Genomic DNA, 20716 nt, shown 5'->3' on the forward strand with positions numbered 1-20716 from the left:
AGGATGTTCTCTGTTTCTTTTTGGAGGATACCTATCTTTTTTCATTCTACAATAGTAAGAGTGAATTCCAGGTCAGCTTTTAAATGTTCTTCCATTAACTTACTTGCTAATTCAGGTTGTCGCTGTTCAATTGCATCGCAAATTTTGATATGTTCTTCAATCAATAAGGGACGCTCATGAATGACGACAGTTTTACTGAATAGATAAATGATTGCCTGCATTTTATCGACGGTATCTATCATGATGGGATTTCGACATTCTTGAACGATGAGATCGTGAAACTCTTTATTCGCCTTCACGGTACCATCCGTCTCACTCGTCTGTGCAAGTTGAATGGAACTTCGCAAGTCCGCAATACGTTCTCCGGTCATATAGGAAGCCGCCATTTTTGCTGCATAACTTTCAATCAGGGTGCGCATCTGGAACATATGGCGCAAGTCTTTTTCACTTGGTTTAATTACTTTCTTGCGTTTTATTAAACCCTCCTGTTCCAAACGGCGGATCGCTTCACGAACAGGGGTGCGGCTTACGCCGATCTCTTCAGCCAGCTGCACTTCTACTAATTTCATCCCTCCAGGGTACATACCAGTAATAATTTTCTCCCGTATTGTTTCGTAAGCTATTAGTTGTGCACTGCGTGAAGTTATTTCCATTGCCTGTCTCCTCCGTTTCTTATAAACAGTATACAAGAGAATACCTCCAATTGTGTAATCGTATTCATTAATCGGGTAATTGTATACAAGTCAGAAAACTTATTGTATAATATACACGTTCATTGGTAATTACAAAAGAGGAGTGAGCCAACATGAAAGTAGGATTTGTCGGGTTAGGAATCATGGGCCGTCCAATGGTCTTACATATAATAGAAGCAGGATTTGAAGTAAAAGCATACGATTTGAATGAAGAAGCACGAAAAGCCGCAAAAAATGCAGGGGCTGTGGAAGCGGTTTCTCCAAAAGAGGCTGCCGAAGGAAGTGACGTGGTCATTACGATGCTGCCGAATGCAGCGATTGTACGTGACGTATTATTCGGACAGAACGGTATAGCGGGTGTATTGAAGCCAAATGCTATCGTCATTGATATGAGTTCTGTTTCACCTTCAGACTCCATCTATTGCGCGGATCAGCTAAAAGAAGTCAATGTGCGATTTATCGATGCACCTGTCAGCGGAGGTGAGCCGAAAGCGATTGACGGCACATTGGCCATCATGGCCGGAGGGGAAGAGTCCGCACTGCATGAGGCGCTGCCTGTTCTCCAATCAATGGCGGCAGATGTCACACATGTCGGAGGTCACGGCAGCGGCTCCACTGTAAAATTAGCCAATCAAATCTTAGTGAATGTAACGATTGCAGCCATGTCGGAAGCGGTAGTTCTCGCTTCGAAATCAGGCGTTAATATTGAAAAAATGTATGAAGCGATCCGTGGGGGACTGGCTGGCAGCACGGTGCTGGATGCAAAAATCCCGCTTATACTGGAGCGGAATTTCCAGGCTGGCGGACGAATTGACATTAACATGAAAGATCTGACGAATGTGGTAAAAGCCGGTCATGATATCGGTGTGCCGATGCCGCTGACAACAGACGTATTGGAAATGTTCCATGCCTTGAAAACAGACGGCAAGGCGGCAGATGATCATGTCGGACTAATTCAGTATTACGAAAAATTAGCGAACTTCGAAGTACCGCAAGGGGGGAAATGAATTGCAGAAGCGTATTGAACAACTTCCTTCATATGATGGGAAGCTTCAGAGGCTATGGGAAATAGAACGTGCTTCATTTGAGCAGAAAATCATTGTACTTGATGATGACCCGACCGGTGTTCAGACCGTCTACGGTGTACCGGTTTATACGGATTGGTCTTTGGAAACTATACAGGCGATGTTTCAGGAGCCGCGTCAGCTTGTTTTCCTTTTAACGAATTCACGGGCATTCTCTGTTGAAGAAACGACTAAAGTTCACAAGCAGATTGGTGAAAGAATCGCAGCAGTCTCTAAAGAAATGAATCAGGATTTTGTGCTCATCAGCCGAAGTGATTCTACCCTCCGCGGACATTTCCCTCTTGAAACAGAAGTTCTTAAAGAAACTCTGGAGCAGCAAGGGGCATATGAAGTGAACGGAGAAATCTTAATACCGTTTTTTAAAGAAGGCGGCAGGGAAACGATTGATGATGTACATTATGTGAAGCAAGAAGGCCGCTATATACCTGCAGGCGAGACGGAATTTGCCAAAGACCGGATGTTCGGCTTTACGAAAAGCAATCTGAAGGATTATATTGCGGAGAAAACAAATAATGAGTACCCTGCAAATTCGGTGCTGTCGATTTCATTGGAAGAGTTGCGTGCACTGGATTTCGCATCAATTGAAGAGAAATTAATGCGTCTTGAACAGTTCGAAAAAATGGTTGTCAATGCAGTGAGTGAAGAAGATCTGAAAGTCTTTACTATTGCTCTGATTCGCGTGCTGCAGCGCGGCAGGCACTTTTTATTCCGTACTGCCGCCTCATTTACAAAAGTAATCGGTGACATTTCCTCCCGTCCTTACTTAACAGCGGAAGAGCTTATGAAGCAAGAATCCGCAACAGGCGGCTTAATCTTAATCGGATCACATGTACAAAAGACGACAGATCAGTTGAAAGAACTGCAAGCATTGGATTCAATTGATTTTATTGAATTTAATTGTCAGCTTGTAGTGGATAACGGCCAGTTTGATGAAGAGATAGAACGTGTCCAGCAGCGAATCAATAAGAAGGTTGCGGAAGGCATTACAGTTTGCGTTTACACTTCGCGCAGTCGTATTGATTTAGGAGCAGGAAGGCAAGAAGAAGAGCTGGCTTTATCTGTGAAAATTTCAGCAGCAGTTACTCAATTTGTACAACACTGTGATCCTCAGCCTGCATTCGTCCTGGCAAAAGGCGGTATTACGTCAAGTGACGTAGGAACAAAAGGGCTGGCAGTGAAAAAGGCTGAGGTGGCGGGCCAGATTGCTCCAGGAATACCTGTATGGAAAACAGGGGAAGAAAGCCGTTTTCCAGGCATTCCCTATATTATTTTCCCCGGAAACGTTGGAGAGTCGAATACATTGCGCAACGTTGCGGAAATTTTACTAAATAGGGATTGAGGTGACGGCATGGTAGAAGGAAATATGCTCATTATTATTTTTCTGCTGTCATTGGCAGCGTTGTTTTTCATGATTTTAAAATTGAAAATCGAGCCGTTTGTGACGTTAATTATCGTAGCATTTGTGACGGCATTGGTGCTTGGTTTTCCGCTGGCGGATATACCTGGCGTCATTACGACAGGGTTTGGTAACACGCTGATCGGTGTCGGGATCTTGATTGGCCTGGGAGTTATTTTTGGTCAGTTCTTAGGCGTTTCGGGAGCGATTGAGAAAATTGCGGAAGCAGTCCTGCGGGTATTCGGTATAAAACGTTCGGCAGCAGGTCTTTCTTTAACGGGAATCGCCGTTTCCATTCCTGTATTTTTCGATGCAGCTTTTGTTATTTTGAGCGGCTTGGTAAAAAGTTTAGCCAGACGCACAGGGATATCTATTGTAACGTTTGTGACAGCTCTCGGCGTAGGTCTGATCGTTTCACACAGTATGATTGCGCCGACGCCGGGCCCGCTTGTTGTAGCAGAAAATACAGGGGCAGACCTCGGCCTGTTTATTTTTTATGGCATAATCTGTGCAATTCCTGCTACAATGATCGGCGGTTATTTTTATGGAACATTCATTGGGAAACGAATTAAAACAACGCCTGAAGAACTGGAAGAGGATATTGTGGTTCCTGAGAAAGTGGAAGGACAAAAAGAAATCTCAACAGGCCTGTCATTTTTCATGCTGGGACTTCCAATTATTTTGATTCTATTAAACACTGTTACAGATTTATGGCTGGAAGAGGGAACGGCATCTAGAATTCTGGGTTTCATTGGAGATAAGAACGTTGCACTTTTAATCAGTGTGATTGTTGCATTGATTGTGCTGAAACCATATATTCATGTGCCGTACAATACGTTATATGATGAAGCAATCAATTCTGCAGGAATGATTATTCTCGTTACCGGTGCAGGCGGTGCTTTCGGTGCGGTCATCAATCAAAGCGGCATCGGCGATTATTTGATTGAGACGATGCAGGGCTGGAGTATTCCGGTACTTGTCCTGGCATTCATTTTTTCTCAAATTTTACGTGCTTCACTCGGATCAGCGACTGTTGCACTTGTCACCACGTCTTCCATACTCGGACCCATGACAGCAGAACTCGGCGTCTCTCCCATTTTGCTTGGGCTGGCCATTTGTGCCGGCGCCATCGGGTTATCACTACCAAACGATTCTGGTTTCTGGGTTGTCAATAAATTTGGACGCCTAACGATTCCACAAACGATTCAGGCCTGGTCAATTGGTGGATTTATCGCAGGACTATCAGCGCTTGGCATGGTGTATCTGCTGGATTTACTAAGCGGATTTTTACCGGGATTATAAAAGAAGAATTGCAAGTCACTCTTTGTTGAGCGGCTTGCTTTTTTGCATTGACAAATAAAAACATGTTTCTGTATGATAGCAAAGTGCAGAAGGAGGAACGAAATGTACGTTAAACGAGGAAAAAAATAAAAGCGCCAGAGCCGGAGAAATCAGAATCACAATCTCTCGCAGACGAGGTGGAGGAGTATCGAAATGTTCGGCGGATGCCTCCCGATCGCTGTTGCCCGATTGAAATCTTGAATCCTAAAAGATACAGGAGACTGTATAACCAAAGGATCAAGAAGGCAAACATACGAATAAGCGGAAAAACACTTCCAGGGTGAAGTGTTTTTGACGTTTTTCAATTGGAGGGAATCTTATGTGCGGAATTACGGGATATATCGGTGATCAGCAGGCAACAGCTATTTTATTGGAAGGATTAAGGAAATTAGAGTACAGGGGATATGACTCGGCAGGCATCGCGCTGCAGACAGGCCAAGGCACAATCGTTTTTAAGGAGAAAGGCCGGATAGCAGATCTTTCGAAAGCAGTAGATATGGACGTACAGTCAACTGCCGGCATCGGCCATACCCGCTGGGCAACACACGGCGTGCCTGACCGCAAAAATTCACATCCTCATCAAAGTCAGTCAGGGCGGTTCACACTCGTGCATAACGGAGTGATTGAAAACTATCTTCAGGTGCAGCGTGACTTTTTACAGGGCGTCAAGATGGCATCGGATACGGATACAGAAGTGATTGTGCAACTGATTGAGAAGTTATCCAATGAAAAAGCCTCAACGGAAGCTGCTTTTCGCGAAGCGTTAACGTTACTTCATGGGTCTTATGCGATTGCCATGCTGGATGAACAGGATCCAGATACATTGTACGTTGCGAAAAATCGAAGTCCATTATTAGTCGGGGTCGGAGCAGATTGCCGGGTAGTTGCCTCAGATGCGATGGCCATGCTGCAAGTGACGGATCAGTTTATTGAACTGTATGATGAAGAGATCGTTTTATTGCGAAAAGATGGGTTAGAAATATGCAAACTGGATGGAGAACGGATTGAACGCGCGCCTTACACAGTGCAGTTTGATCAAAGTGACTTGGAAAAAGGGACGTATCCGCATTATATGCTGAAAGAAATGGACGAACAGCCGACAGTTATTCGTAAAATCGTCGATGCTTATTCCAATGAAAGTGGCAGACTTGCGATCGATCCGAAGATTTTGCAGGTTATTCAAGAGTCTGACCGGCTTTATATCATCGCAGCCGGGACAAGCTATCATGCCGGATTAGTCGGTAAACAATACTTTGAGAAGCTTGCGGGTATCCCCGTAGAAGTTCATATTTCCAGTGAGTTTGGCTACAATATGCCGCTGTTATCGAAGAAACCACTATTTTTATTCATCACACAATCCGGTGAAACAGCCGACAGCCGACAAGTATTGGTGAAAGTAAAAGCGCTTGGCTATCCGACGGTTACCATGACGAATGTGCAGGGCTCGACTTTATCAAGGGAATCTGATTACACTTTACTGCTGCACGCGGGTCCAGAAATTGCGGTCGCTTCCACAAAAGCCTATGCGGCACAAGTGGCGGTTCTTGCGATCAGCGCCTTTGTATGCAATGAGAAAAGTTTTGATTTGAAGAAAGAACTGTCTATCGCTGCAAATGCGATTCAAACTGTACTTGATTCAAAAGAAGAGATGGAGAAAATCGTGGAAGAGACCTTGACAGAAACACGCAATGCTTTCTTCATCGGTCGAAATCTTGATTTTTATGTCAGCTTGGAAGGCGCGCTGAAATTGAAAGAAATCTCCTATATACAAGCGGAAGGGTTTGCAGGCGGTGAATTGAAGCATGGTACGATTGCCTTAATTGAAGAAGGAACGCCTGTATTTGCTTTGGCAACACAGCATGATGTCAGTCCAAATATACGGGGGAATGTGAAAGAAGTTACGGCCAGAGGCGCCAAAACAAGCATTTTTTCTATGGAAGGAATTCAAGAAGAAGGAGATCGTTTCGTGCTGCCTCATGTCCATGAGTTGCTGACACCGCTGGTTGCTGTGGTTCCGTTTCAGTTGATCAGCTATTATGCCGCGTTACAGCGCGGGTGTGATGTGGATCAGCCAAGGAATTTAGCGAAGAGTGTCACAGTGGAGTGAGAGAATAAGAGCGGAGTGTATGTATGGAGATCGATTATTTGGTCTTTTAGTTGGATAAATCACGAAATGTTTAACAAGTTTACTTACTGGGAATAAATACAAAAGGTTTATTAAATATTTAATTAATAAATCAAACAGTACTACAGAAGGGAATTGATTCAGTTGAAGAAGACAGGTCGATTTGCAGCAGCATTGCTCATGGCTGGCGTTTTGGCAATTGGCGCCAACTCCACTGTAAATACTGCGGAGGCAGCATCCGCGAGCTCAGGAATTGGATCAACTTCCTTGGGCAGTGATTGGAAAAGTGGACAAACTGGATTCGAAGCAGGGTGTGCTTTGTCAGAGTGGCTCGGCTGGTTTAAATGCCATCCATCACAAGTTTCTTGGAAGTGATTTTTATTAGCTGCTCGAAACTGCCGAATGTACATTAGAATAAACTATGTGCAAAATATCATTTATCAGACAAAAAGGTTGCTGTGTCAGCAGCCTTTTTGTTTTGGCCATTTTTAGTGAGTTAAAATTGAATGATCCCAGATGAAGAAGTCTTAATCATTGGAGAATATCTCATTTCTAGTTGTTGCCGTGAACACTCACAGTCTATAATAAGGAGAAATAGCATTTTCTAATAATTTTAATGAAGAGGTGTACATGATCGAAACAGATTTCAGTTTTAATTGGATTAAATTCATAGCGTCCGTCCTATCTTATACTGTTATCATTTTCATTGCTGTTAGAATCTATATGAAGCAGAACGTTAAACCGGGGCTGTGGGCAGTCCCTCTGGTTTGGATTGCCGGCCTGTTTTCATTTTCAATCGATATGAATTGGTTTGATATGCCGCTGAAGCTGGCGATATTGCCGTTAGGTCTGTGGATCTTATACTTCTTTATGAAAAATAAGGAAGGCCAGTGGGAGCGTTACAGGAGTTTTGCCTGGCTCGGTTTTTGGGCAAATTATATCTTTTTGGCAATGGCGCTGCTTTCTGTTCCCTTCCACCAATGGGTTTATCCAAAGGAACAACTGTCCACTTATATAACAGAGACCGAGGGTGCATCGCTGATTTCAATTCATCCTGCCGCTAAAGAGGGACAGCAGTTTCAGCCAGAGAAGTTTTTGAAACAACTGGATGTAATGAAGAGCGAAAAAGTGATGAATGACGAATGGTATACAAGGTTCTATTTGGAGACGGAAGCATCTAAAAGAAGCGAACGATTTCCTTATTTTCTGAATGGCACTCATCCGAAGCGGGGAAGCGGCATGCAGCCTATGATTTTTATAGAGGATGACAGAAAAGGGATGTTGGTAACCACATCAGCACGTCAGCTGTATTTCCGTTCGAGTGAATCATTCATTACGGGTGGAGACCGCCGATGACAAAAAAGAAAATATGGATGTTTTCGATGGGCTTGCTGCTTGTAGTGTCACTCAGCTCATTTTACTGGTTTTATCTCGCAGAGCCTGCCGCTTTTCCGGAAGATAATCAATTGATCAATGAAATGAACCAGATATTCCCGCAAGCTGCAGTAGAAGTCATTCAGGATAAGATTCATGCAGATGACCGCCATGTTGCCGTACCTTTCATTTCAGAAAAACAAATGTATGGTTTGAGTTATTGGACTTGGAAAAAGCATAAATGGCAAGTGGCGCATATCGATCTGGGCGGAGAGCCAAAAGTGTGGAAAGTGGAACCGCAAGATCCTTCCAGCTATCATTTTGTTTGGAACATCTCACCTGCTGAAAAGCTGAGCGCAATTCAGTTATATATGCTTAGGGATCGGAGCCACTGGATGTCTGAAGAAAAGGAAACGTATGAGCCAGGAGTGCAAATGGAGTGGACTGTTTTACTTCAGGATCAGCCATATGGATTAATGCCATTGCCTGACGGTGGCGTGAAAGTTCTGGATGCCTATGTTAATGTCAGTGGAGCGAGGAAGCCGAACTTATTTTTTGATCACATGTTTCCGGAACAGGAAGTCTATTTTAGCTGGATCGCCAAAGATGGCTCAGGCAACGAAGCGTTTCCAACGAGTATAATGAATAATACCAGCTATTCTGCCAGGAACAATCCAGTGGATTACATGCTCATTTACAGCGAAGATCAGCTGGAGCTGCCAGATAGGGAATGATGAGATGATGAAGAGAAAAGTACTCTATACAGCCGCTGTGCTTGCCGTATTGGCATATTTCATTTGGTTTCAAAATAATTCAATCACAATAACTCAAACTGAAATCAGTTCTTCCCATATTCCCGAAAGCTTTGACCAATACAAAATTGTGCATCTGTCTGATCTGCACAATAAAAGTTTCGGGGAAAATCAGCAGAGACTGGTGCGGAAAATTAAAAAGCTACAGCCAGATGTTATCGTATATACTGGTGATCTTATTGATTCTAATAGAACAGGGGACGAGGCGAGCCTGATTTTAATGAAAGAATTGACGGACGCTGCACCTGTATATTATGTATCAGGCAACCATGAATGGTGGTCGGGTGCGTTCAGTTCGCTGGAGAGTTCATTGGAAGATATAGGGGTGCAGATTTTACGAAATGAGCATGAAGTATTGGAAAAGGGAAATGACAAAATTTTTATTGCTGGAATTGATGACCCGGCCCATGACGGAAGCCGTGCAGAAAGAGAGACGGCAGAAGCGGATATCGCGAAGTCGATTGACGGGCTGGAGAAAGACAGCTTTACTATTCTGCTGTCTCATCGTCCAGAGATGCTTTCTCTCTATGCAAAGTCTGATTTCAATATAGTTTTTGCCGGACATGCACATGGGGGACAGGTTAGAATTCCTTTTATCGGCGGACTGGCTGCACCAAATCAAGGTTTATTGCCGGAGTATACGGCCGGAAAGCATGAATTGGATCAAACCATGATGGTGGTCAGCAGAGGGCTTGGGAACAGTATTATCCCGATGCGGTTATTCAACCGGCCGGAGATTGTGGCGGTCACGCTGTCCACAGAAGAAGATAGATGAATTTGAAAGCGGGGAGAACTAAAAATGACAATTAACAGAATCACGCCTGAAGAATTATACAGTAAAATGAATGCGCAAGAAGAGCTTGTACTGGTGGATGTGCGCGCTGCAGAAAAATATAATGATTTTCACATTTCGGGATCAAGCATAAAAGGAATGAATATCCCTAAAACAGAAATTTTCAAGATAGAAGACGGGACAGAACATAATATTTCCGAAATGCCTCGGAATAAAGAGCTGATTATAACCTGTACCACCGGCAATTCAGCAGCAAAGTGTGCCAGCATCCTTTCTGAAAAAGAATATGATGTGGTCTTGCTGGAAGGCGGAATTACTGCATGGCAGGAATATTTGAGCAATGAATCGGTCGTTCGAATGTGGGAGAAATTCAAAGCTGGCAATCCCGAGGCACCAGGGAGTTACGAAGCGTGGGCTTTCGGAGATTCAAAAGAGATGGCAGATGAGCTGGCGGAGCTGGTATTGACAGGTAAAAAGACAGGCACCGCTTCGAATTATCTGTTGTATGAACTGGAAAACGAGCCGCTGGCGCATGTCGGTCTGCACAATATTATTCTGAACGGGGAAGGACAGGCAGTCGCTGTGGTCGTAACGACATCAGTTGAAGTGATTCCGTTTGATGAAGTGACGGAGGAGCATGCGCATTCGGAAGGGGAAGGCGATTGTTCATTGCGTTACTGGAGGGAAGTCCATCAAGATTTCTTTGAAAGAGAACTGAAAAGTGTCAACGGGGAATTTCATGACAATATTCCTGTGGTCTGTGAGAGATTCAAATTGGTTTATCAAAATTAGTCTAGTGGAAGGGGCGTGAAGCAATGAACGGCAAACGGTTTGAAGTGGTAGAAAAACAAGGAAAGCTGGAAGTGTTTCAAGTTATCAGGGATAATCAGACCGGCGTTCTATATATGTCTCACAGCGCAGGATATGGACTCGGGCTGACTGCCCTGGTCGATCAGGAAGGGAAACCATTGCTGGACGATGAATATATAGAATCGAAATTGTGAGTAGGAAAGACGGATGCCGGTTCATTTTAAGGGAGACCGGCATCGCTTCATTTATACAAAATGTAGCGCAGCCGATAGTATTCACGGCAGAAATTAGGGAGGCTGTATAGTATGGCTGCTATAGGGCAGATCGGACATGGCGTGGCGGAATGGAATGATCTTGGTAAGGCGCATGGTAAATCATATGCCTGTTATTAAGCATAAGCAATTTATCCACGCCCCAATAGAATTATGTTTTGACCTTGCAAGAAACGTAGATGTACATATGGAAACTACTGCTGAAACTAAAGAAAAAGCAATTGGCGGAGTTACGAAAGGGCTGCTAGAAAAGGGAGATATCGTCACGTGGGAAGCTACTCACTTTGGTATTAAACAAAGGTTAACAGCAAAAGTCATTCATATGGAAAAACACACAGTTTTTGTTGATGTTATGGTAAAAGGTGCTTTTAAATGCTTTACACATACCCATCAATTTGAGGAAAAGAAAGACGGGACAGTAATGATTGATATATTTGATTACAAGTCTCCATTTGGACCAATTGGATTTATCGCAGATAAGTTATTTTTGGAAAAGTATATGAGAGACTTTATAATCTCCCGTGGTAAAGAATTGACAAGAATTGCGGAGAGCGCTAATTAGTTTGTTCAATTACGAGCGTGAAAAGGAATAGGTTCTATGCTGTAATTGAGTGAAATTACTGGAGTTTTTTTGAGGTGGAAAAAGTGTTCAAATTACTGCTGAAACGATGTAAATATAGATTCATTTTTTCTGTTTTAGCGTAATTTTGAAAGTGCTTTGAAAAGGTGGCGTTCAGTTTGAATTTACAACAATTAAAGTATGTATTGGAAGTAGCGAGTAAGGGATCGATAAATGAAGCGGCAAAAAGTTTATACATCTCCCAACCAAGATTATCGAAAGCGATTAATGAATTAGAAAAGGAAATTAAAATTCCTCTATTCATTCGAACGAATAGAGGAGTTACTGTTACTAATAAAGGTTCGGAATTTCTAGGTTATGCCAGACAGGTATTACAACAGTTTAATATGCTTGAAGAAAAATATTTAAGTGAAGAACCAGCTAAGCAGCACTTTTGTGTTTCAACCCAGCATTATACTTTTGCAGCCAATGCTTTTGTGGAACTTGTAAAAGAATTTGGGGCTTCTGAATATGAGTTTATACTTCGAGAATCGAAAACTTATGAAATTATTGAAGATGTGAAAAATCTACGAAGTGAGTTAGGAATAATCTATTTAAGTAATTATAATGAATCTGTATTATTAAAACTGTTAAAAGAAAGAAACTTAACCTTTTCAGAACTATTTACTGCAAAACCATATGTATTTATAAGTAAAAGACATTCATTGTCCAACAAAGAATCGATTAATTTGGATGAGTTAGATGAATACCCATGCCTTTCTTTTGAACAAGGAGAATACAATTCCTTTTACTTTTCAGAAGAAATTTTAAGTACAAGAAGTGTGAAGAAAAGCATCAAAGTAAGTGATAGGGCAGCTATTGTAAATTTTATGATTGGTCTCGACGGTTACACCATTTCTTCGGGAGTTTTTCCTAAGTATCTTCATGGGGATGATATTATTGCTGTTCCCCTTAATGTAGATGAACTTATACGTGTAGGAATAATACAGCATAGAGATGTCACGTTATCGCGACTTGGTGAAATATATGTGGACGCATTAAAAAAGGTTGAACAGGAATTATAAATGAAAATTTGTTTTCCCATTCAGTTTGCTATAACTTTTAGTTATATCAGGATATGGCTTTTAAGTATTATGCTATATCAGCGAAACTCCCTTATAATTATGGATGTTGATGATTTATATTGGAGAGTGAATGTTGTATGGGAATTCAAGTATTGTTTTCATTTGTTATCTACGCACTAATAAATGCTTTTACACCGGGTCCGGGTAATATTCTGGCATTAAATACGATGACGAATTATGGATGGAAAAAAGGAAAGCCTTTATACTTCGGGATCTTTGTCGGTTATTTTTTTGTACAAGCGTTATGTGCCTTCTTTATTTTTGGATTAGACAACTTAATAAATCCAATTATGAAAGTACTTACATATGCGGGAGTTATTTATATTTTATGGCTTGCCTATGGGGTTGCAATCAGTAAGCCTGACAATAAAAAGTCTGACAAACAGCCCTCTTTTTGGATTGGCTTTGTCCTGCAAATTGTTAATGTAAAAATATTTTTATTTGGAATTACCGCATTAACAGGATATATTACACCTTATTACTCATCACTGGGGACGCTTTTATTCTTTGAAATGATTATTGCGACAGTAGGTACGATTGCTACCCTGACTTGGATATTTTTCGGCGGGTTATTACAAAAGACATATTTCAAACATTATCGAGTAATAAATATTATATTGGCGTTATTACTTTTGCAATGTGCGGTTGCACTTTTATTACTGTGACGGGTTGCGTTAATCTAAACGGGATTGACACATATTTGTTGAAGTCTTTAAATTAATGAGGACAATAAGTGAAAGAACATTAAAATTGGAACAAGACTATCTTGAAATTGGGTCTTCCGTAATCGGGCCGGTTTTAGGAATAAAGAGATACGGCCAATCGAACTCTTTACAGTTCGGATTGCTTAAACTATGTGGAAATAGTTCTGATAAGTAAATGTAATCACAGTCATTTGTAAAACAAATACTGCAAATTTTTTATTTGGAAATAGGACAAATAAAAACGCACAGGCTCAAAAGTCTGCGCGTTTTTCTGTCTTTTTTTGTTTTCAATCCGTTTTCTGAATAACATGCTGAATTGCTTGTTATTTCACGGGATGCCAGCAGTTTTTTCCCGTCAACCGAACTCTGTTCTTCAATCAGGCTAACTTCAACTGCTTACTTTTCAATTGGAAATAACGGCAGCTTCTCAAGGAAGATAATATCTTCACGGTCGGCAGCATCGCCTTCTGCTAAAATAGCAGCTTTTGCCACGATATTAGCACCCGCACTATCCACGAGTTCTGCAAGGGCGCGCAGGGATTCACCTGAGCTGATTACGTCGTCAATCAATGCGACGCGTTTTCCTTTAATGAATTCCGCGTCGAGTCGGTCAAGGCAAAGAAACTGTTCTTTTTGCGTGGTGATGGAATTCACTTTAGTAATCAGCGGGTCTTCCATGTAGGCTTTAACAGATTTCCTGGCCACGATATAGCGGGGCATGCTCAGATGTTTGGATAACTCATGGACAAAGGGAATCCCTTTTGCTTCCGCTGTAATGAGTACATCAACGGCTGGTAACTTTTTTGCCAGTTCAGGCGCTGCCATACATACCATCTCTGTATCGCCCAGAAGAACAAAGCTCGCGATGCTCAGTGAATCGGAAATCGGTATGATCGGAAGTTCTCTTGTTAACGAAGCCACTTCAAGTATATATGTTTTCAATTCATTCATCCTCCATTAAAATCCAAACAGATTCATTAGAAATTGTACAATGATTCCGGACAGCATGCCGAGAAACGGATCCGTAATAGCAGTGACGACCATCGTAATGCCGCCGACGATGCCATTTTCAGCGCCTTCACCAGTCAAAGCCATAATCGCATTTCCCGGTAAAGTGACAATCGCACCGAGTACGAATAAAAAACCGGCAATTGAAGCGCTCGGTACAAACTTTCCAATTTTAGGCAGCAGCCCTGTAACTAAAACGATGGCCATCAATACCATCATCAAGATGCCCGACCAGACGGCATGCGGGGCGCTGGCTGTAGCGGAAATGACGATCTCAACGGGAGCACCGCCAAACAGGGAGGATACCATATCCGCTAAACTGCTGATCATCGTGATGACGTCAACGTTAACATCTGCTCCGGCGATTTCTCCATTAATTTTACCAAATGCAATATTCGCCCCGATATTCAAGCAAACCATTGCAAGTGCTCCGCGTATAACTGCGGGATTAACTAGCAATTTTTGTAAATGAAATCCTTCTTTCACTGCAGGACGCTCCGTAATTGCACGATTCTTTGTCTTCATAAATGCGTAGACGATACTCGATAAGATAACGGATGCAGTAATCGTGTAGACTAAATCCTTCGTTGCAAAATAGACGATCAATGCGCTAAACATGGAAGTCAGACCTACAATACGATCTGCTTTTGCCATATCCCAGGCTACTTTAGACAGCATCAGTCCCACTCCTGCCATCATACCTGTCGTAATGACAGGCCCAATCCAATCAATGACGGATTCCAAAATACCGAAGAGTCCGATCAGAAATAGAATGGCAGCCCCGAAAAAAATCATGGAGAGGCGCTCTCTCATATTTTTCCCCATCGTACCAGCCAATGTGATGGTTTCTGCTTGGTAGGAAATTACTGCTACATTGCTTGTAGCTGCATTTCCGAAAGCTCCGACCATAAACGCAAGCGCTGTAGGTATGGACGCAAAGCCGAATGTCAGTGCCAGCAGACCTTGCGGCAAAGCATTCAATACTCCGCTCAGTGCTGCCAATATATCTTTCCAAATATCCATCTTGTTCTCCTTTTCCTACGCCGCCGTATACGGAAACAACAAAGTAGACAAGATCCACAACTAAAATAAGATAGGGGCATCCCAAATAAATTGGAATGCCCCCATGTAAATAAAAGAAATGTACCAGCCATAGTAGAACAATTAAGGTTGTTCCGTAGAGACTCCCGAACCAGATTATCGGGATTATACAGGGGTAATGGAATATTGTTTTCGACTATAAAAATAGCATACTGCACGTCTTCGCACAAGTGAAGAAAATGTGAATTTAAAAATCAAGAGTCTATCTTGATAGGCTCGAATCCTTCTTTTTCTTCTGCTGTCAGGTCCTTCTTATCAAGAAAGATCCATTTTTGCAGCGGCTCTTGAAAACGCGGCATCAATCTTCCGAGAATTTTTCCGATAAAATATGCTGCAGCTATCGTACCGATCCCAATGGAACCAAACGATCGAATGAAAATTAAGCAGACGACGCCTGCAATGACAACATTCAGCAAATCGCTGCTGATTTTCGCTTTACTGAATTTCATTTTGAAACGGTCGCTGATAACATATGTCAGTGCATCGTAAGGCATCAGCGTCAGTTTCGCTGAGAAGTAGAACAGCAAACCTGCCGAAATGATATAGAAACTGATTCCCAAAAAAGCCAGTCGCGCCAAAAGAGTTTCAGGCGCAGGGATTATCTGGACGAGAGCTAATGTTGCGTCCATAAAAAAACCAAATAAAAATACAATGAGTAATTGTACTCCGAACTCCCGTAACTCGATTCGTTTATTTAGGATAACCTGAAAGATGATAAATAGGATATTTGCCAATACTGTAGTGATACCAATGGAGAGTCCTGCTGATAAAGAGATGGCATAAGCCAGTGAAGATACAGGAGATACGCCGAGGCTTGCCTGAATGGAGAAACTGACGCCTAAAGATAATAAAAATAGCCCTGCTACATATAAAGTAACTCGCTTTGTGATAATTTTCATAAATGGGATAAAACCTCTGCTTTCGTAAACTCTATAGACTCATTTTATCATGGAAACAATGATATGAATAATATATAATAAATAGTAACGACATATGAATAAGATATGATGGAGTGATGACCATGGATATTAGACAGCTTCATTATTTTAGGGAAATCGTAAATCAGGAAAGTATTTCAAAAGCTGCAGAAGTTCTTCACATAGCGCAGCCGCCTCTCAGTCAGCAATTGAAGAAAATGGAGACGGAACTGGGGACTGTATTAATTCACCGCTACCGTCAAAAATGGGAGCTCACTGAAACTGGAGAAGTGCTCTTTCAATATGCAGAAAGACTGCTGTCCACTATGGAAGATATTAAGCAGCAAATCGAAGAAATTGAACAAGGCAGTGCCGGTACTCTTAAGATTGGCGTGTCGTCGGCTTGTTTGAGCTTGCTCGTTGACTATGTCAGCATGTACCGGGAGAAATTTCCGAATGTTAAAATCAGTATTGAGAAGGGTAATTCAGAAGAACTGCTGAGAAAACTGAATCGAAAAGAAATTGAAATTGCCCTATTGCTTCGTTTAGACCACAGTGAAGACTATTTTGTGAAGGCATTGGAAAAACAGGAATATGTAGTAGTCAGTCCGCGCGAGTGGGGAAATGTGTTCTCATCCGATCAAGTGACATTTAAGGAGATCGGGAACCATCCATTTATTATGCTTGGCGCAATGGAAGGGCATTCGTATTATGAGAACATTCTAAGGGCCTTTGACGCAGAGGATGTGACACCTGAGATCGTGCTTGAAAGTAAGGATTTGACGACCGTAATTGCAATGGTAAGTAAGGGGCTGGGTCTGTCCATTATTCCGAGAGTAGCGTATGCGGTGCCAATGGAACAAGTGAAAATTTATGAATTAAAACAGTTTGATTTCCGTGTGGAGCCCGTTTTGATCAAAACAAAAGAGGAAAGGGTTTCAAAAGCCGCTTCGCAATTCTGGGAATTGGTGGATTCATTATTTGAAGATAAAGGACAAAGAAATTAAACTGATTGTTGGCTTTTGTAGCATCGTAATATCGATGTTATAAAAGTTTTTTAATGATTGAAACATATGTTCCTTTGTGTTAGAATTGATTGAATAATAAGATAATGTTGTTTTTGTAAATGATTCAACAATATGAGGGAGGTGCAGATGCGTAAATGGGTGCCTTATATATCATGGAAAAACCATCTGATTATGCTGAACGCACAGTGGATCAAGATGGTCTTTGGAAGAAAGTTATTGGTGAGTTATTCGAAGACTTTTTACTTTTTTTTGCTCCAGACTTGTATGAGCAAGTAGAGTTTACTAAAAAACCGGATTTTCTTCAACAAGAATTGTTTCAAGAAGTTGCAGACAGGAAAAAAGGTCGTCGATCAGCAGACCAATTGGTGAAAGTATATCTCATAGAGGGAGGAGAACAATGGATTCTTATTCATATTGAAGTGCAAGGCGTGAATGAAGAAGATTTTTCTAAACGTATGTTCCAATACTTCTATCGCATTTTTGATCGATATGAAAAGAAGATTGCGGCCTTGGCTATTATGACTTCTCCTTATGAAAATAATTATCCGAAAAGTTTTCAATATGATTTTTTGGCACAACGCTTAATTATGAGTATACTATTTGTAAAGTATTTGATTATGATGACGATATGCTGCGTCATTCCGATAGCTTGTTCAGTAAAATTATTTTGGCGGCAAAATACTTGCATAAAACAGATAATGAAGAACAGAAGCGTTATGTTTTTAAAAGCCAGCTTATGAGAGAATTAATTCGCAACCAAAGCTATTCTCGCCTGTCAGTACAGGCCGTCTTGCATTTTGTCGATTATTTGCTGAAGCTTCCGAAAGAACTCGAGCAACAGCTATTCCAATCTATTTACCCGCTACTTGGAGAGGAGAAAAAACTTATGGAACTATATAACAAGGACAACGCCTCGCCCACAATTTATAATGCCTTTGATTTGGAGAGGATACAAGGCAGAGAAGAAGGTATACTGGAAGCGCGAAAAAGTATTGCTCGCAATTTGCTGAAGCAAAAATTAGCGTTAGAGGCGATTATCGCTGCTACTCAGCTATCGAAAAAGGAAGTTGAAGCATTACAAAGCGAATTGCAGTAAAAAAGAACCGCCAACATTTGAGATAAAGTAAGTATGGCAACCAGTAAATTTTTGTTTCAATATATAGACAAAGCTAGAGCGCTTACAAATAGTGCTCTAGCTTTTACGTATTCTATAATATGCAAACTTAACTTTTACTAGTAATTGGAAATTTCCTCCCTCGTTATTTCACCAGCCAAGTCCAACCGTCAACACACAGCACACACCCTTCCTGTCCGTATATTTCAATTGAATCCCGTCAGGTGTGTAATGAGATTCAACAGTAATTGTTTCATCAACAGACGCGACCAGTTGATCCACTTTCGCTTGATCGGATTGCTGAGCAGCCTCCATTAACTCTTTTGCGAATTCTGGTGACTGCTGAATCTGGGTGAGCAATAATTCCGATTGTTTTAGAAGCTGATGAAATTCATTGGCAGAAGATTGAAACCTTCTCGTATCAATGGGTGGATAATGTCCCGTATCATTTACAGCTTGTGCGGGAATGGACGCCCATAAAGGATAGAAAAGGTGATGAAAATAAGGATGACGGTACATTGTTAAGCCTCCTTTTCAAGAACTCATTCCCATATGTTATGTAATTTTCTCTTCATACATGTTAGATAGCCAGCATGTTAGTTATCGACGATAAATGGGTATCTATAAGCAGTAGATAAGTATTGTAGGAGTGATATAACAATGGCTGGTGTGAATTTAGCGGTAATTTATTACAGTGCGACCGGTACGAATTATCAAATGGCGAAATGGGCAGCGGAAAGCGGCCGGCAAGCTGGCGCGGCAGTTAAAGTATTGCGTGTTGAAGAGTTGGCAACTGAAGAAGCAATCGATTCCAATCCAGCGTGGAAGGCACATGTAGAAGCGACGAAAGATGTGCCTGTTGCAAAAGTGGAAGATCTGGTATGGGCGGATGCAATTATATTCAGTATGCCGTCCAGATTCGGTAACGTACCTTCACAGATGAAGCAGTTTTTAGATATGACCGGCGGTATATGGTCTAAAGGCAAATTGGTTAATAAAGTCGTGAGTGCAATGTCTTCAGCAGATAACCCTCACGGCGGACAGGAATCAACGATTAAAGCAATCTATACAACGATGATGCACTGGGGCGCAATTATTGCAGCGCCAGGATATTCAGACCCTTCACTTTTTGAAGCGGGCGGGAATCCGTATGGTGCAAGTGTGACAGTGGACACAGAAAATCACATGATTGAAAAAGTGGAAGATGCAGTCAGATATCAGGGTGCACGAACCGTCACGATTTCTTCCTGGATTAAGCAGGGCCACAGTCGTTGGAATGAGTAAAACTCTAAAAAGCCAATCAGATCGCTGATTGGCTTTTTTCTGATTCTTTCGTACGTGCACGCTTTTCTGTATAAATTACGAGTTGGATACTTCCCTCGTAAAGTAAGATCATTGGCACCAAAACGATGAGCTGACTGATGAAATCCGGGGGTGTAATCAGTCCGGATACGACAGCTAAAACGATATAAGACCACTTACGCACTTTCTTCATCGTCTCGCCTGTCAGCAGCCCGATTGCTGCCAAAAACAGTGTGACCATTGGTAATTCGAACAGCAGCCCGATCGGCATAGTCGTCAGTAATAGGAATCGTGCATACTCCTGCGCAGAAATCATCACGTCAAAATTCATTGCACCGAGTGAAATTAAGAAATTATAACTCAGCGGATTGACGACGTAGTAGCCAAAAACTAATCCTCCTGCAAATAAAATAAACATAAAAGGCGAGTACAGGCTGAGAAAACGGCTTTCCTTTTCATTTAGCCCGGGCTTTACAAATTGCCATAAAAAGTGACAGACAAAAGGCAGAGCTAAGCCGAATGCAATTGCTGCTGAAATCGACATATAAAACGTAATAATTTCCAACGGGCTCAAAACAATGAGTTTATGCCCTTTTGTTACATACGGAAACCACTGGTTGATCGTGCTGAACACACCGAAGAAAAAGACTAAAAAAACAACCGTACTCTTAATCAGTTGCTTTCGGAGATCGGTTAAATGTTCTACAAGCGTCGGTTCCTTTTTATTAGTGGGATTTGTCACTTCAGTCGTACTCAGTTCATTTGGGGGTTTTTCCTGTGTGTTGGCTGTCATTTATTTCACCTGCTCTTGTGTCTCAATTTTCTTCGGCTCCTCCTCGTCATCCATAATGTCCTTCGCAGATCTCTTGAATTCTGCTAACGTCTTCCCGATTGCCGCACCGACTTCCGGCAATTTACGGGGCCCGAATAAAATCAGGATAATGACCAAAATGATAATTAATCCCGGAACTCCGATGGCTGCTAAATTCATCTATAACTCCTCCTTCCTGAACTGAAAATCGATGCTTTTACTCATCTTGGCCAATTTACCTCCATCTAAAACACTTGAATTAAAATATATTTGTAAATAATTATGCAATGTCAAGGAAATAAAGTGTAAAAAGTCCTTCATTTATGA

General features: G+C 41.7%; 24 protein-coding genes and 1 riboswitch. Of the genes, 17 read left to right on the forward strand and 7 right to left on the reverse strand.

Annotation, left to right across the window (positions count from 1 at the left end; translation table 11 throughout):
* Positions 1-41 precede the first annotated feature (41 nt).
* Positions 42-653 carry a GntR family transcriptional regulator gene (locus tag NCCP2331_RS07140; RefSeq protein WP_251669618.1) on the reverse strand — a complete coding sequence of 204 codons (612 nt, stop codon included), beginning with the start codon at positions 651-653 and terminating at the stop codon, positions 42-44.
* A gap of 152 nt (positions 654-805) precedes the next feature.
* Here NCCP2331_RS07140 and garR point away from each other — a divergent pair, with 152 nt between their 5' ends.
* From garR to NCCP2331_RS07205, 13 genes are all read left to right on the forward strand, one after another.
* A complete protein-coding gene (gene garR / locus NCCP2331_RS07145) occupies positions 806-1699 on the forward strand; it encodes a 2-hydroxy-3-oxopropionate reductase (protein ID WP_251669625.1) in 894 nt (297 codons plus the stop codon).
* Position 1700: 1 nt separating this feature from the next.
* On the forward strand, positions 1701-3116 hold the full coding sequence (locus NCCP2331_RS07150; RefSeq protein WP_251669627.1) for a four-carbon acid sugar kinase family protein: 1416 nt from the start codon (positions 1701-1703) through the stop codon (positions 3114-3116).
* Positions 3117-3125: 9 nt separating this feature from the next.
* Complete coding sequence (locus NCCP2331_RS07155) at positions 3126-4475, forward strand: GntP family permease (protein WP_251669629.1); 1350 nt, start codon at positions 3126-3128, stop codon at positions 4473-4475.
* Positions 4476-4833: 358 nt separating this feature from the next.
* The gene (glmS, locus tag NCCP2331_RS07160; protein WP_251669631.1) at positions 4834-6621 is read left to right on the forward strand and encodes a glutamine--fructose-6-phosphate transaminase (isomerizing); all 1788 of its coding nucleotides are present in this window, start codon (positions 4834-4836) and stop codon (positions 6619-6621) included.
* Positions 6622-6783: 162 nt separating this feature from the next.
* On the forward strand, positions 6784-7014 hold the full coding sequence (locus NCCP2331_RS07165) for a hypothetical protein (protein ID WP_153722800.1): 231 nt from the start codon (positions 6784-6786) through the stop codon (positions 7012-7014).
* Between the two features lie 255 nt (positions 7015-7269).
* On the forward strand, positions 7270-7995 hold the full coding sequence (locus tag NCCP2331_RS07170) for a hypothetical protein (protein WP_228551102.1): 726 nt from the start codon (positions 7270-7272) through the stop codon (positions 7993-7995).
* Positions 7992-8747, forward strand: coding sequence for a hypothetical protein (locus NCCP2331_RS07175; protein ID WP_153722802.1), 756 nt, complete (start codon positions 7992-7994; stop codon positions 8745-8747). The genes NCCP2331_RS07170 and NCCP2331_RS07175 overlap by 4 nt, the downstream gene beginning before the upstream one ends.
* 7 nt (positions 8748-8754) lie before the next feature.
* Entirely contained in the window at positions 8755-9600 is an 846-nt protein-coding gene (locus NCCP2331_RS07180; RefSeq protein ID WP_376776807.1) for a metallophosphoesterase, read from the forward strand.
* 24 nt (positions 9601-9624) lie between these two features.
* Positions 9625-10410: an ASCH domain-containing protein gene (locus NCCP2331_RS07185; RefSeq protein WP_153722804.1), complete on the forward strand. Its 786-nt coding sequence runs from the start codon at positions 9625-9627 to the stop codon at positions 10408-10410.
* 23 nt (positions 10411-10433) lie between these two features.
* The gene (locus NCCP2331_RS07190; RefSeq protein WP_153722805.1) at positions 10434-10622 is read left to right on the forward strand and encodes a DUF6440 family protein; all 189 of its coding nucleotides are present in this window, start codon (positions 10434-10436) and stop codon (positions 10620-10622) included.
* A gap of 184 nt (positions 10623-10806) precedes the next feature.
* Positions 10807-11262, forward strand: a complete 456-nt coding sequence (locus NCCP2331_RS07195) for an SRPBCC family protein (protein WP_153722819.1) — start codon at positions 10807-10809, stop codon at positions 11260-11262.
* 176 nt (positions 11263-11438) lie between these two features.
* Positions 11439-12344, forward strand: coding sequence for a LysR family transcriptional regulator (locus NCCP2331_RS07200; protein WP_153722806.1), 906 nt, complete (start codon positions 11439-11441; stop codon positions 12342-12344).
* 137 nt (positions 12345-12481) lie between these two features.
* Positions 12482-13069 (forward strand): LysE family transporter, encoded by a 588-nt coding sequence (locus tag NCCP2331_RS07205; protein ID WP_153722807.1) that lies wholly within the window; start codon positions 12482-12484, stop codon positions 13067-13069.
* 435 nt (positions 13070-13504) lie between these two features.
* Here the strand turns inward: NCCP2331_RS07205 and NCCP2331_RS07210 are convergent, their stop codons facing one another.
* The 3 genes from NCCP2331_RS07210 to NCCP2331_RS07220 all read right to left on the reverse strand — a co-directional run bounded on the left by NCCP2331_RS07210 (position 13505) and on the right by NCCP2331_RS07220 (position 16116).
* Complete coding sequence (locus NCCP2331_RS07210; protein ID WP_251669633.1) at positions 13505-14050, reverse strand: phosphoribosyltransferase family protein; 546 nt, start codon at positions 14048-14050, stop codon at positions 13505-13507.
* A 15-nt stretch (positions 14051-14065) separates the two neighbouring features.
* Positions 14066-15139 (reverse strand): NCS2 family permease, encoded by a 1074-nt coding sequence (locus NCCP2331_RS07215; protein WP_153722809.1) that lies wholly within the window; start codon positions 15137-15139, stop codon positions 14066-14068.
* A 110-nt stretch (positions 15140-15249) separates the two neighbouring features.
* A riboswitch (purine riboswitch) is annotated at positions 15250-15350 on the reverse strand.
* Positions 15351-15411: 61 nt separating this feature from the next.
* Complete coding sequence (locus tag NCCP2331_RS07220; protein WP_251669635.1) at positions 15412-16116, reverse strand: YczE/YyaS/YitT family protein; 705 nt, start codon at positions 16114-16116, stop codon at positions 15412-15414.
* A gap of 122 nt (positions 16117-16238) precedes the next feature.
* Between NCCP2331_RS07220 and NCCP2331_RS07225 the strand changes: the two genes are divergently transcribed.
* The 3 genes from NCCP2331_RS07225 (at position 16239) to NCCP2331_RS07235 (ending at position 18258) form a co-directional block, all read left to right on the forward strand.
* Positions 16239-17141, forward strand: coding sequence for a LysR family transcriptional regulator (locus tag NCCP2331_RS07225; RefSeq protein WP_251669637.1), 903 nt, complete (start codon positions 16239-16241; stop codon positions 17139-17141).
* 173 nt (positions 17142-17314) lie between these two features.
* Entirely contained in the window at positions 17315-17902 is a 588-nt protein-coding gene (locus NCCP2331_RS07230; RefSeq protein ID WP_251669639.1) for an RpnC/YadD family protein, read from the forward strand.
* On the forward strand, positions 17845-18258 hold the full coding sequence (locus NCCP2331_RS07235; RefSeq protein ID WP_251669640.1) for an RpnC/YadD family protein: 414 nt from the start codon (positions 17845-17847) through the stop codon (positions 18256-18258). Before NCCP2331_RS07230 ends, NCCP2331_RS07235 begins: the two co-directional genes overlap by 58 nt.
* Before the next feature lie 168 nt (positions 18259-18426).
* Here NCCP2331_RS07235 and NCCP2331_RS07240 read toward each other — a convergent pair whose 3' ends face one another.
* Positions 18427-18795 carry a YuzC family spore coat inner layer protein gene (locus NCCP2331_RS07240; protein WP_251669642.1) on the reverse strand — a complete coding sequence of 123 codons (369 nt, stop codon included), beginning with the start codon at positions 18793-18795 and terminating at the stop codon, positions 18427-18429.
* Between the two features lie 141 nt (positions 18796-18936).
* Here NCCP2331_RS07240 and wrbA point away from each other — a divergent pair, with 141 nt between their 5' ends.
* Positions 18937-19560: an NAD(P)H:quinone oxidoreductase gene (wrbA, locus tag NCCP2331_RS07245; RefSeq protein ID WP_153722814.1), complete on the forward strand. Its 624-nt coding sequence runs from the start codon at positions 18937-18939 to the stop codon at positions 19558-19560.
* Between the two features lie 16 nt (positions 19561-19576).
* On the opposite strand, the gene tatC is transcribed toward wrbA, so the two are convergent.
* Positions 19577-20371: a twin-arginine translocase subunit TatC gene (gene tatC / locus NCCP2331_RS07250; RefSeq protein WP_251669644.1), complete on the reverse strand. Its 795-nt coding sequence runs from the start codon at positions 20369-20371 to the stop codon at positions 19577-19579.
* Positions 20372-20569, reverse strand: a complete 198-nt coding sequence (gene tatA, locus NCCP2331_RS07255; protein ID WP_153723474.1) for a twin-arginine translocase TatA/TatE family subunit — start codon at positions 20567-20569, stop codon at positions 20372-20374.
* Positions 20570-20716 lie beyond the last annotated feature (147 nt).

The organism is Sporosarcina sp. NCCP-2331 (genome assembly GCF_023707945.1).
Taxonomy (GTDB): domain Bacteria; phylum Bacillota; class Bacilli; order Bacillales_A; family Planococcaceae; genus Sporosarcina; species Sporosarcina cascadiensis.

Coding starts and splice junctions, on each gene's coding strand:
- NCCP2331_RS07190 (WP_153722805.1), top strand. CDS start 10,434: ATGAACGGCAAACGGTTTGAAGTGGTAGAAAAACAAGGAAAGCTGGAA.
- NCCP2331_RS07220 (WP_251669635.1), bottom strand. CDS start 16,116: ATGAAAATTATCACAAAGCGAGTTACTTTATATGTAGCAGGGCTATTT.
- NCCP2331_RS07175 (WP_153722802.1), top strand. CDS start 7,992: ATGACAAAAAAGAAAATATGGATGTTTTCGATGGGCTTGCTGCTTGTA.
- NCCP2331_RS07215 (WP_153722809.1), bottom strand. CDS start 15,139: ATGGATATTTGGAAAGATATATTGGCAGCACTGAGCGGAGTATTGAAT.
- NCCP2331_RS07155 (WP_251669629.1), top strand. CDS start 3,126: ATGGTAGAAGGAAATATGCTCATTATTATTTTTCTGCTGTCATTGGCA.
- NCCP2331_RS07230 (WP_251669639.1), top strand. CDS start 17,315: ATGGAAAAACCATCTGATTATGCTGAACGCACAGTGGATCAAGATGGT.
- NCCP2331_RS07140 (WP_251669618.1), bottom strand. CDS start 653: ATGGAAATAACTTCACGCAGTGCACAACTAATAGCTTACGAAACAATA.
- wrbA (WP_153722814.1), top strand. CDS start 18,937: ATGGCTGGTGTGAATTTAGCGGTAATTTATTACAGTGCGACCGGTACG.
- NCCP2331_RS07185 (WP_153722804.1), top strand. CDS start 9,625: ATGACAATTAACAGAATCACGCCTGAAGAATTATACAGTAAAATGAAT.
- glmS (WP_251669631.1), top strand. CDS start 4,834: ATGTGCGGAATTACGGGATATATCGGTGATCAGCAGGCAACAGCTATT.
- garR (WP_251669625.1), top strand. CDS start 806: ATGAAAGTAGGATTTGTCGGGTTAGGAATCATGGGCCGTCCAATGGTC.
- tatA (WP_153723474.1), bottom strand. CDS start 20,569: ATGAATTTAGCAGCCATCGGAGTTCCGGGATTAATTATCATTTTGGTC.
- tatC (WP_251669644.1), bottom strand. CDS start 20,371: ATGACAGCCAACACACAGGAAAAACCCCCAAATGAACTGAGTACGACT.
- NCCP2331_RS07240 (WP_251669642.1), bottom strand. CDS start 18,795: ATGTACCGTCATCCTTATTTTCATCACCTTTTCTATCCTTTATGGGCG.
- NCCP2331_RS07195 (WP_153722819.1), top strand. CDS start 10,807: ATGCCTGTTATTAAGCATAAGCAATTTATCCACGCCCCAATAGAATTA.
- NCCP2331_RS07170 (WP_228551102.1), top strand. CDS start 7,270: ATGATCGAAACAGATTTCAGTTTTAATTGGATTAAATTCATAGCGTCC.
- NCCP2331_RS07180 (WP_376776807.1), top strand. CDS start 8,755: ATGAAGAGAAAAGTACTCTATACAGCCGCTGTGCTTGCCGTATTGGCA.
- NCCP2331_RS07205 (WP_153722807.1), top strand. CDS start 12,482: ATGGGAATTCAAGTATTGTTTTCATTTGTTATCTACGCACTAATAAAT.
- NCCP2331_RS07225 (WP_251669637.1), top strand. CDS start 16,239: ATGGATATTAGACAGCTTCATTATTTTAGGGAAATCGTAAATCAGGAA.